Annotated in this window: 2 protein-coding genes; both read left to right on the forward strand. The window is 37.7% G+C overall.

Annotated features, from left to right (window positions below; all coding sequences use genetic code 11):
* Nucleotides 1-75: 75 nt before the first annotated feature.
* The gene (glgP, locus tag COZ07_RS11010; RefSeq protein ID WP_406608608.1) at nucleotides 76-1794 is read left to right on the forward strand and encodes an alpha-glucan family phosphorylase; all 1719 of its coding nucleotides are present in this window, start codon (nucleotides 76-78) and stop codon (nucleotides 1792-1794) included.
* Nucleotides 1795-1888: 94 nt separating this feature from the next.
* Nucleotides 1889-2736: 4-alpha-glucanotransferase (locus COZ07_RS11015; protein WP_406608609.1), on the forward strand; the 848-nt coding region annotated here is incomplete at its 3' end.

Below are 2736 nucleotides of genomic sequence, written 5' to 3' on the forward strand. Positions count from 1 at the left end.
ATGTTTAGATTAAAACTGCAATATTATATAGTCTAATAAGATTATCATAATCTTTAAATTTTGAAAGGAGTACTTATGGAAGCTAAAGAAGGAGATGTTTTTCAACCACTTGAAATTATGAAAAAGGATAGAAAAATTGCCTATTTTTCCATGGAGATATGTGTTGATGCCAGAATTCCTACTTACAGTGGTGGATTGGGGATTTTAGCCGGTGATATGCTCCGCTCTTCTGCGGACTTAGCAGTACCCCTACTTGGGGTCACCCTGCTTTATAAAAAGGGATATCTGCATCAAAAAATTGGAAAAGAAGGGATTCAGCAGGAATTACCTGAAGAATGGAATCCTCAAGATCATATGCAATTGTTACCCAATAAGGTTGTAATCGAAATTGAGGGGAGAAAAGTAGGGGTTCAGGCTTGGCTTTTTTATATAAAAGGCTTGGATAGTTATTACATCCCCGTCTTTTTTTTGGATACTGATTTACCGGAAAATAATGTTTATGACCGGAGTCTTTCTGATTTCTTATATGGCGGTGATAAAAGATACCGGCTAGCCCAGGAAATTGTATTGGGGATTGGCGGTGTGAGGATGCTTAAAGAGCTGGGATTTAACCATATCTCTAAATATCATATGAATGAAGGACACGCCAGTTTACTGACTTTGGAACTACTTAATCATTATAACCATCGGGAGGAAAAATGGAGTAACCGGACTATCGAAGAGGTAAAAAAATTATGCATCTTTACCACTCATACCCCGGTACCGGCAGGTATGGACCAATTTTCCTATGAACTGGTGGAGAAAGTTTTAGGAAGTCCTATCCCTGATACCATACTAAAAGAACTCGGTGGTGAGGAACGCTTGAACATGACTGCTCTCGCCCTTAACCTGAGTCATTATATAAATGGTGTAGCCAAAAAACACGGGGATGTTTCCCAGGAGATGTTTCCCGGATACCACATTGATTCAATTACCAATGGGGTTCATTCAGCAACCTGGGTATGTCCTCATTTTTACAAACTCTATGATCGCTATATTCCAGGATGGAAAAATGATTCCTTTAGTTTGCGTTATGCCTTGAGTATACCGGATGAGGAAGTATGGCAAACGCATCAGGAAGCGAAAAAAATACTGATGGATAGTATTTTTCAAGAAACCGGGCTCCAATTAGATCCAGAAGTTTTGACTATTGGTTTTGCCAGGAGAGCGACAGCCTATAAACGGGCAGATTTAATCTTTTATGATATTAATAGACTGCTTGATATTTCCAGAAAGTATGGAAAAATCCAGCTGGTCTTCTCTGGCAAAGCCCATCCTGAAGATGGGTCGGGGAAGGAATTAATTCGAAAGATTGTTCAGGTCTCCCAGCAACTTCGAGGGCAAATTGAGGTTGTTTATCTGGAAAATTACAATATAAATTTAGCCAAGCGAATGGTTTCAGGGGTGGATCTATGGCTTAATACCCCCAAGAAACCCCAAGAGGCATCAGGTACTTCAGGAATGAAAGCAGCTCATAATGGCATACCCAGTTTGAGTATTTTAGATGGATGGTGGATTGAAGGTTGTATTGAAGGATTTACCGGGTGGTCCATTGGGTCAGCACCCGATATCGAAAGCAGTGATCAGGAAGAAGCGGCTTCTTTATATGATAAATTGCAAAATATAGTAATTCCAATTTACTACCAGAATCGAGGAAAATGGATTTTTATCATGCGTCATTGTATTGCTATCAATGCTTCCTTTTTTAATACCCATCGAATGGTTCTCCAATACGTATTAAATGCTTATTTGTAATAAATCGCTTAATAACTGCATGAAAAAAATCAATTCAAGTGATATAATACAAGTATTCATAAAATCTTATTAGGAGGTGTTTTTATTGGAGCAAATGACCCTACGAAGGTGTGGAATACTCCTTCACATCTCCTCCCTGCCTGCATTTGATTTATGCTTTGATTTTATTGATTTTTTAAAAGACAGCAATCAATCCTATTGGCAAATACTTCCTACGAATCCAGTTATGAAGGAACTTTCACCATACAAATGCTATTCAGCTTTTGCTGGTGATACAAGGTATATAGGCAAAAAAAGAGCTGATATTGACTATGAAGCTTTTATTGAAGAAAATCAGTATTGGCTTAGCGATTATTCATTGTTTATAGTTTTGAAAAAGCATTTTAATAATTTGCCTTGGAATGAATGGAACAAAGATATTGCTTTCCGTGAAAAGGCTTCAATGTATCATTTTCAAAACTTATATGCTAAAGAAATAGAAGAAGAAAACTATAAACAATATGAATTCTATGCTTCATGGCTGGCTGTGATGGAATATGCAAAGCTGCAGGGAATAAAAATAATTGGAGATATACCATTATATGTTTCCTACGATAGCGCAGATGTATGGGCAAACAAGCCTCTTTTTAATCTGAACGAAAAGGGATATCCAAAGAAACTGGCTGGGGTACCTCCAGACAACTTTTCAAAACGAGGACAGCTCTGGGGGAATCCAACCTATAATTGGGGTAACCTGAAAGAAGATAATTACAGATGGTGGAAAGAAAGAATTGCACATGCACAAAACCTTGCTGATATTATTCGATTTGACCATTTCCGTGGTCTTGAAAGTTACTGGGAAGTAGATGAGGGCGAAAAAGATGCAGTAAAAGGGAAATGGATCAAAGGACCTGGAGAAGATTTTCTCGAAGAAATGAAAAAAAGCCTTAAAAATTTTTCAAT

Source organism: Candidatus Infernicultor aquiphilus, assembly GCF_002784285.1.
Lineage (GTDB): Bacteria > Atribacterota > Phoenicimicrobiia > Phoenicimicrobiales > Phoenicimicrobiaceae > Infernicultor > Infernicultor aquiphilus.